The following is an 8,465-nucleotide window of genomic DNA, read 5'->3' on the forward strand; positions in this document are numbered from 1 at the left end:
AAACCCAGGGTTCTGTCATACCACTCTTGGCAGGCATGGGGGCCCGAGGCAAGGGGCCGGGTGGGGCGCCTGAAAGGGGCTGCGGAGACCGCGCAGTCTGATAATCTCCGGGCCGGGAAGAACTCAGAATACAAAGACGCTCGGGAGAGGCGCCGGTGAACATCCCCAATACGCTGACATTTGCGCGGATCGTGTCCGTCCCGCTGCTGATTTGGCTTATCATCGAGGGGGATTTCTTCGCCGCATTCGTGGTTTTCATGCTCGCGGGCATATCCGATGCCGCGGACGGTTACCTCGCCAAGCGGTATGGCTGGCATACCGAGCTTGGTGCCTATTTGGACCCGATCGCAGACAAGGCCTTGCTGGTTGCGATTTATGTCGCGTTGGGCCTTTCCGGCCACTTGCCGGTCTGGCTTGTGATCATTGTGGTCAGCCGCGACATCCTCATCGTCGGCGCGGTTGTGCTCGCCTGGATCATGGGGCGGCCCGTTGAGGTGAAGCCGCTGGCCGTCAGCAAGATCAATACCTTCGCTCAAATCGCTCTTGCCGGGCTTGTTCTAGCCCAACTTGGGCTCGGCTTGGGCGTCGATAGCCTAGTGCGCGTGCTCATTTGGATCACGGGCGGCTTTACGATCTTGTCCGCCTTCGTCTATTTCCTCGGATGGCTGCGGCACATGATGAGTTACGAGCCCGAGCTTTCCGAGGCTCGGCCAGAACTAAAATCTGCAACCTCGCGGCCGGGCGTCCAGGGACAGCGCGCGGAAAGCGGTGGAAATGGTGCAGCGCGACCCCAGGTACGAACACCGTGAGCCCCGGACAACTCGCATTCGATCTGCCGCATCGGGCCGCCTTGGGCGTGGAGGACTTTCTCGTCAGCGAGTGCAACCTCGCGGCGGTCCGCATGGTCGACGCTTGGCCGGATTGGCAAGAGCCGGCGCAGGTACTCGTTGGTCCGGCTGCGAGTGGAAAAACGCATCTCGTCCGGGTTTGGCAGGAAAGGTCCGGGGCCGAAGCACTCGATCCTCGCGGTCTGGATGTCGCTTCGTTTGACGCACGACCGGCCGGGTCTTCGCTTGTTGCCGAGGACGTCGATCGAGCTGGCTTCGATGATCGCACGCTGTTCCATCTCCTCAACCTCGCGCGGGAGAAGCAATTCTCAGTTCTGATGACAGCCCGGATAAGCCCCAATCGCTGGCCATTTGCCTTACCGGACCTACTCTCACGCCTCAGCTCCATACGGGTCACGGAAATCGGGGCTCCGGACGAGGCATTGCTAAGAACGGTGATGCTCAAACATTTCTCGGACCGTCAGCTGTCTATCGAGCCCAAAGTGCTCGAATTCTTGGCCCTCAGGATCGAAAGGTCCTTAGAGGCAGCCGCCGAGGCGGTCGATGCTGTGGACCGGGCGGCTTTGCGATCCGGCAAAAAAATCAGTCGGCAGCTGGTGACCGAGGCGCTTGAGAGGCCAGCGCCGATGGACTAGGGCCCGGATTTGACCTTTGCCGTTACCCTGATGATACAGTTGCAGGCTTAAAATTTAAGCTCTGCCGTGAATGGGCTGGCGGGCGCGCAAGGCCCTTTGTTGCAAGAGGATATCGATGAACATTCCGGAAACGATAGAGCCGGAGGGCGCGGTTGCCCGAATCGCGGCTTATGGCCCGAGCCGCTATTTCAATCGCGAGCTGTCCTGGTTGAACTTTAACAAGCGCGTGATGGAGGAGGCCGAAAACGAACGCCATCCATTGCTGGAACGGCTTCGCTTCTTGTCGATTTCCGCCAACAACTTGGACGAGTTCTACATGGTTCGCGTGGCGGGTCTGCGCGCGCAAATGGTGGCTGGGATTGAGACACCGAGCCAGGACGGCCTGACCCCGGCCCAGCAGCTCGATCGGATAAACCGCTCTGTCGCTGAGCTGACCGCGCATCAACAAGAAAACTGGGTGAACTTGGAAGCGCTCCTCGGCGAGGCCGGCATTCATGTCCTCAGCGCAGACCAATTGACAATTGAGGAGCGCAACTGGCTCGAGGATCACTTCCTAAACTTGATCTTTCCAGTATTGACTCCGATCGCCGTCGATCCGGCTCATCCATTTCCTTTCATCCCGAATTTTGGGTTTACGCTGGGCCTAGAGCTCGTGCGCGAAGCGTCGTTCCGGACGATGCACGCGCTGTTGCCAATTCCCTCTCAACTCGACCGGTTCATACGGCTCCCGCAGGGAACCGACGAGACTGCAGGCATTCGTTTCGTCCGTTTGGAGACGGTCGTGGGGATTTTCGTTCCTCGGTTGTTCCCAGGTTACCGAGTACGGAGCCAGGGTGCGTTCCGGGTCGTGCGCGACAGCGATATCGAGGTCCAAGAAGAAGCGGAAGACCTCGTGCGCGTGTTTGAGTCGGCGCTGAAGCGCCGCAAGCGCGGCTCGGTCATCCGGCTTGAGATGGAAGCCACCATGCCGTCACGGCTGCAACGGTTCGTGATGCAGGAACTCAAGGTCACCGAACGTGAGAGCTTCGTGCAAAAAGGGCTGATCGGGCTCACGGACACCGATCAGCTCATTGTCGCCGATCGCCCCGACCTCAAATTCGCGCCCTATGTCAGCCGATTCCCCGAGCGCATCCGCGAGCATCACGGGGATTGCTTCGCGGCTATCGCCAAGAAGGACATTGTGGTCCACCATCCTTACGAGTCCTTTGACGTTGTGTTGCAGTTCCTCAAGCAGGCCGCAGCGGATCCCGATGTCGTCGCAATCAAGTGGACTTTGTACCGGACGAGCAAGACCTCACCCATCATTGAGGCGCTGAAGGAAGCGGCGGAAGCCGGTAAGTCGGTAACGGCGGTCGTCGAGCTCAAGGCCCGCTTTGACGAAGAGGCCAACATCAAATGGGCTCGCGATCTGGAAGGCGCCGGCGTTCAAGTCGTCTACGGTTTCATCGAGTTGAAGACCCACGCCAAGCTCAGCTTGATCGTCCGGCGCGAGCGCGGCGAACTGGCCACGTACTGCCATGTGGGGACGGGGAACTATCATCAGGTCACCGCCAAGATCTACACAGATCTCTCCTATTTCACCGCCGACCGATCTATCGGCAACGATCTCTCTCGTATCTTCAACTATGTGACGGGTTATGCCGAACCGGCTGAGCTTGAGTCCCTGGTGGTCTCGCCCGGCGGAATTCGGGCACGAATCCTCGATCATATTCGCGAGGAGATGTATCACGCCAAGGCCGGCCGCCCCGCAGCCATCTGGATGAAGATGAACTCGCTGGTCGACCCCGAAATTATCGACGCGCTCTACGAAGCAAGCCAATCTGGAGTCGAGATTGACCTCGTTTGTCGCGGAATATGCTGTCTCCGCCCCGGTGTGCCCGGCTTGTCGGAGAATATCCAGGTGAAGAGTATTGTCGGGCGTTTTCTGGAGCACTCCCGCATCTATTGTTTTGGCGCTGGCCATGGTCTGCCGCACCGAAAGGCGGCTGTGTATATCAGCTCTGCGGATTTGATGCCCCGAAACCTAAACCGACGGGTCGAGGCCATGACCCCCATCAAGAACCCTACGGTGCACGAGCAGATCCTCGATCAGATCATGGTCGCGAATCTCAAGGACAACCTTCAGAGCTGGCGCGTGCTGCCGGACGGAAACTCCGCGCGGGTCGAAGTCGGGGAGGGAGAAGAGCCTTTCTGCGCCCAAAACTACTTCATGACGAACCCTAGCCTCTCCGGGCGGGGAACTTCTCTACCGGAAAACATGCCTCCGCGCTTTACGCGGGTCGATGAGACCATCTAGTCTCTCGCCATGGCTGGGAGGAAGAAACGCGCGCCGGTGGCCGTTGTTGATATCGGCTCCAACTCGGTTCGGCTGATCGTCTACGATGGCGCCACGCACGCGCCCGCACCTTTGTTCAACGAGAAGGTTCTGTGCGGGCTTGGCCGGTCGGTCGCGACAACCGGGAGCCTTGAGCCTGCCGGCGTGGCGCGCGCATTTCGGGCGCTGCGGCGTTTTCGAGCGCTAATCGCACAGCTGCATGTGCATCGGACTGAGGTCATCGCGACCGCCGCGGCACGCGATGCGAAGAATGGTGCAGAGTTCATCGCTAAGGCCGAGGAGGTGTTGGGCAATCGTGTCACGGTGCTGTCGGGCACGATGGAGGCGGAACTCGCTGCGCTCGGCGTTGTCTCGGGGATTTATGCGGCCGACGGATTTGTCGGCGATCTCGGAGGGGGCAGCCTAGAGCTTGTCGATGTTCGAGGTGGCCGCTTGTCCAACGCGCTTACGCTTCCGCTCGGGGGACTTCGCCTGATCGACGTGTCCGGCGAGAATCTCAAGAAGGCGCGAGAGATCATCGATTCCGAGTTCTCCAAGGTAACTTGGCTTGAGAAGGGACGGGGCCGAGACTTTTATGCGATCGGAGGGACCTGGCGTGCTACAGCACGGCTGCATATGGCTAAGACCAACTACCCATTGCGCGTGATGCACAATTACCGAATCGATGCGCCGGACGCTTTAAAGTTTGTGGGTACGCTTCAAAATGAGCTGAACGAGGACATGCCTGGTCTCCGTGACATATCCAGCGCAAGGCGAGAGACGCTGCCCTACGGAGCTCTGGTGCTCGAACGCCTGATCAAGCAGATGAAACCGAGATCCATCGTGACGTCTGTCTTCGGCATCCGCGAAGGGCTTCTCTATAGTCTGCTCAGCGCGGAGGAGAGGGTCAAAGATCCGCTCATCGAGGCGTGCCATACACTCGCGTTGCAACGCTCCCGCTCTGTCGAGAATGCCAATGAGTTGCTGGCTTGGACGGACGACCTGTTCCGCGTGCCCGGGCCGGTGGAGACGCCAGAGCAGACTCGTCTGCGCCACGCGGCCTGCTTGCTCTCGGATATCGGCTGGCGCGCGCATCCCGACTACCGGGGAGCTCAGAGTCTTAACCTGATTGCCAATGGCGACCTCATTGGCGTCGATCATCCCGGGCGCGCATTTTTGGCCCTGACCGCTTACTACCGTAACGAGGGCGTGGTGAGCGACGCCTTAAGCCAGAGCCTTGTCGAGCTGGTTGATAAGGAAGCGCTTAGGCGCGCGAAGATTCTGGGTACTGCGTTTCGTGTCGCGCACATGGTGTCGGCGGCCATGCCGGGAGTGTTACCTCACACACCTCTCGGCTACGAGGGGGATAGGCTCGTTTGGACCTTGCCCGAGCCATATGCCGATCTCGAAGGCGAACGTGTCAGCCGCCGTTTCAAGACGCTCGCCAATCTCTTGGATTGTGAGCCCGAAATACGCATCGGAGTGTCGTTTCAGCGTGCTGCGAGTTAGCAGAGCGCTGCCGCCAACGATCCCGAACTTGCTGAATCGAGGAACAATCCTTAAATCATTGCAGGCGAAGAGACTGTTGCCCAACCTAGGGTTCCCGCACACTCTTCGGTCTCATTTTTTCGACAGCGCCCAAGTCCCAAGGCGGGCCCAGACGACAGCTCAAACCTGAGACACCGATGGCAGAGGATCTTTATTCCGTACTAGGGGTCGCCAAGACCGCGACCGCCGATGAAATCACTAAGGCCTACCGCAAGCTCGCGAAAAAGCTGCATCCAGACCTCAACCCTGGCGATACGGTTGCAGAAGAGAAGTTCAAAGAGATCTCCAACGCGTATTCGATCTTGAACGACGAGGAGAAGCGCGGGCAATACGACCGAGGTGAGATCGACGCGAGCGGGCAAGAGCGGCCCGAGGCGCGCTATTATCGCGAATACGCCGGCAGTCCGGGCGGTGCGCGTTACCACTCCTCTGCAGGCTATGAAGACATGGGCGATTTCAGCGACCTTTTTGGCAACATGTTTGGCGGCGGCGGCATGCATGGGGCAGGGATGCATGGTCGCGGTCAGCGCGGCGGCGCGCGCTTTTCCATGCAGGGGCAGGATGCCCAGTACCGTCTCGACATTCCGTTTCTCGATGCGGTAAACGGCACGAAGACCCGCATTACGCTTCCAGATGGTAGTACGTTGGATGTCACGATCCCACCCGGCGTCGATGAGGGCCAGGTCCTACGGCTCAAGGGTAAGGGGCATCCAGGACTCGGCGAAGGTCCGCCAGGGGATGCGTTGGTCGAGGTCGGTGTGAGGCCTAGCAAGGTTTTCAAACGCGAAGGCAACGACATTGTCGTGGAACTGCCGATCAGCCTCGACGAAGCGGTGCTTGGCGGCAAGGTCGAAGTACCAACGATTGGCGGGAAAGTGTCAATGAACGTGCCGGCGGGCGCCAACTCGGGGCAGACACTCCGGCTAAAAGGGCGGGGTGTCAAAGGGAAGGGCGATCAACTTGTGAGGCTAAATGTGATTATGCCCGAGACGATCGACGACGACCTAAAGCGCTTTATCGAGGAGTGGAAAAAAACCCACGCCTATGATCCACGGCGGACGATGAAGGAGCAAGCGTGATGCTTACCGAGGAGGATGTCGTCGCGCGCGTTTCACGCCTCACGGTGACGCGGTTGCGTGTGTACGTATCTCAGGGACTGATCAAGCCTGAGGAAGATGGGACCCCGGGCTATTCCGAAGCCGATCTCGCTCGGGCGGCGCTGATCTGCAATCTGGAGGACGAGATGGGTTTCCAAGAGGAAGACGTTCCCGTCCTCCTCAACCTCATCGATCAGATCCATGGGTTACGCGCAGAACTGCGCGGCTTCGTCGAGGCGGTCGAGGCACTGCCGCCTGATATTCGGGCGACGGTACGGCTGCGCATTGAGCAGCGGCGGCGGAGCTAGCCCATGTCTCCGGGGACCCTTATCTTTTATGTGCTGCTGGTGATTTTGCTCACCATGGCTAGCGTGCAGTACGGCCTCGGGCGACTGCCAGGTGATATCGTGGTGGATCTTGGAAGCTTCTATTTCTATGTACCCTTCACCACAGGTCTAATCGTCGCGTTGCTCCTAGGAGGGATCTTCTGGCTCTTCCGACGGTAGAACCGTCACCGAACCCTCGCGGATTGTCAGAGACAGTTCTCCACGCTTGAGCGCCAACGCATCTTCGCCAAAGAGCTTGCGCCGCCAGCCGCGTAAGGCCGAGGTGTCTGAATCGTTAGAGCGTGCGATCTGTTCGAGTTCGTCCGTTGTGGCGATCAACTTCGGCGCCACGCCGTGGCGTCCAGCCGTTGCTTTCAGCAGAACACGCAGCAAGTCCATGACGGCCTGGGCCTCGGGTGGCATTGGCGTGCCGCGCTGAAGGGTAGGCACGGAGGCGGGGTCACGCTGTAGGCCGCGCTGCACGGCCTCAAGCACAGCCCGGCCGCGTGAGGATCGGGCGAAGCCGTTGTGTAGGGATCGCAGCCCTCCGAGGTCTTCGATGGTGCGTGGCGCTTGCCCGGCGATGTCATAGAGTGCTTCGTCCTTCAGCACGCGAGAGCGTGGGACGTCCTGACTCTGCGCCTCGCGTTCCCGCCAGGCCGCCAATTCCATCAGAATAGCCAGCGCCTTCTGCGTCTTGATGCGCATTTTCAGTCGCCGCCAGGCTTGCTCTGGATGAAGCTCATAGGTTGCTGGATCGGTGAGGACGGCCATTTCTTCGTTGAGCCAGCTCGCCCGTTCGGACTTGTCTAGCTGAGTTCGAAGTTTTGGGTACAGGTCGCGCAAATGGGTTACGTCGCCGAGGGCGTATGTCAGCTGCCTCTCCGAGAGCGGCCGGCGGCTCCAATCCGTAAAACGCGAGCTCTTATCGAGATTTCGACCAAGCAGGCGCTTCACCAGCATTGCGTAGCTGACCGCTTCGCCAAAGCCGCAAACCATCGCAGCCACTTGCGAGTCGAAGATTGGGTGAGGCACCACGCCTGCCATATGGTGAATGATCTCAATGTCTTGTCGGGCTGAGTGAAAAACCTTCAGCACGTTCTCGTCGACCATCAGATCGAAGAAGGGCGCAAGATCGACATCGGGCGCCATATTGTCGATGAGAACCTCGGTATCGCCGCCCGCGATTTGGATGAGACACAAGCGCGGCCAAAAGGTCTGCTCGCGCATGAACTCCGTATCGACGGCGATAAACGGTGCCTTTGCGAGGTCGGCGCAAGCCGCCTCGAGGCCTTCTGTGGTTGTGATGAGATTCATGAGTGGCGGATATAGCCCAAGGAACCCCGCATGGCCAAGGAAACTAATGGACCAGCACCACTTGACGGGATGGCAGCGGGAGATTGCGATGCGGCGCCGCCTTTGGCTCGGCGGGCCTAGAAAGACGTGTCGGCGCCTTGACAAAAGGAGGTATCCCATGCGCTGTTCCGCTCGCCTCCGAACCGGCGGCCTTCGCGGCAATTCAGCCCTCCGCCAAAGATCATAGAGCCATGCACGCTTTTCGCACTCACACTTGCGGCGCGCTTCGCAGCGCCGATGTCGGGAACACCGTTCGCCTCTCTGGTTGGGTCCACCGCATCCGCGATCATGGTGGGCTGCTGTTCATCGATCTACGGGACCACTATGGGATAACGCAGATC

Annotated in this window: 9 protein-coding genes; 8 read left to right on the forward strand and 1 reads right to left on the reverse strand. The window is 59.6% G+C overall.

Annotated features, from left to right (window positions below; genetic code table 11):
* Nucleotides 1-155 precede the first annotated feature (155 nt).
* The 7 genes from AC33YF_RS07195 to AC33YF_RS07225 all read left to right on the forward strand — a co-directional run bounded on the left by AC33YF_RS07195 (nucleotide 156) and on the right by AC33YF_RS07225 (nucleotide 6,948).
* Nucleotides 156-809 (forward strand): CDP-alcohol phosphatidyltransferase family protein, encoded by a 654-nt coding sequence (locus tag AC33YF_RS07195; protein ID WP_491776524.1) that lies wholly within the window; start codon nucleotides 156-158, stop codon nucleotides 807-809.
* Complete coding sequence (locus AC33YF_RS07200; RefSeq protein WP_491776525.1) at nucleotides 806-1,483, forward strand: P-loop NTPase family protein; 678 nt, start codon at nucleotides 806-808, stop codon at nucleotides 1,481-1,483. Before AC33YF_RS07195 ends, AC33YF_RS07200 begins: the two co-directional genes overlap by 4 nt.
* A 115-nt stretch (nucleotides 1,484-1,598) precedes the next feature.
* Entirely contained in the window at nucleotides 1,599-3,779 is a 2,181-nt protein-coding gene (locus AC33YF_RS07205; RefSeq protein ID WP_491776526.1) for an RNA degradosome polyphosphate kinase, read from the forward strand.
* 9 nt (nucleotides 3,780-3,788) lie between these two features.
* Nucleotides 3,789-5,306, forward strand: coding sequence for an exopolyphosphatase (ppx, locus tag AC33YF_RS07210; RefSeq protein WP_491776527.1), 1,518 nt, complete (start codon nucleotides 3,789-3,791; stop codon nucleotides 5,304-5,306).
* Between the two features lie 176 nt (nucleotides 5,307-5,482).
* Nucleotides 5,483-6,424, forward strand: a complete 942-nt coding sequence (locus AC33YF_RS07215; RefSeq protein WP_491776528.1) for a DnaJ C-terminal domain-containing protein — start codon at nucleotides 5,483-5,485, stop codon at nucleotides 6,422-6,424.
* Nucleotides 6,424-6,750, forward strand: a complete 327-nt coding sequence (locus AC33YF_RS07220) for a MerR family transcriptional regulator (RefSeq protein ID WP_491776529.1) — start codon at nucleotides 6,424-6,426, stop codon at nucleotides 6,748-6,750. Before AC33YF_RS07215 ends, AC33YF_RS07220 begins: the two co-directional genes overlap by 1 nt.
* 3 nt (nucleotides 6,751-6,753) lie before the next feature.
* On the forward strand, nucleotides 6,754-6,948 hold the full coding sequence (locus AC33YF_RS07225; RefSeq protein WP_491776530.1) for a DUF2905 domain-containing protein: 195 nt from the start codon (nucleotides 6,754-6,756) through the stop codon (nucleotides 6,946-6,948).
* Here AC33YF_RS07225 and rnd read toward each other — a convergent pair.
* Nucleotides 6,916-8,085 carry a ribonuclease D gene (rnd, locus tag AC33YF_RS07230; RefSeq protein ID WP_491776531.1) on the reverse strand — a complete coding sequence of 390 codons (1,170 nt, stop codon included), beginning with the start codon at nucleotides 8,083-8,085 and terminating at the stop codon, nucleotides 6,916-6,918. The two genes, AC33YF_RS07225 and rnd, sit on opposite strands and share 33 nt — an antisense overlap.
* 200 nt (nucleotides 8,086-8,285) lie before the next feature.
* Between rnd and AC33YF_RS07235 the strand changes: the two genes are divergently transcribed.
* A partial coding sequence (locus AC33YF_RS07235) for an OB-fold nucleic acid binding domain-containing protein (protein ID WP_491776533.1) occupies nucleotides 8,286-8,465 on the forward strand: 180 nt, incomplete at its 3' end.

The sequence above is a fragment of the Methyloceanibacter sp. genome, from assembly GCF_058506495.1.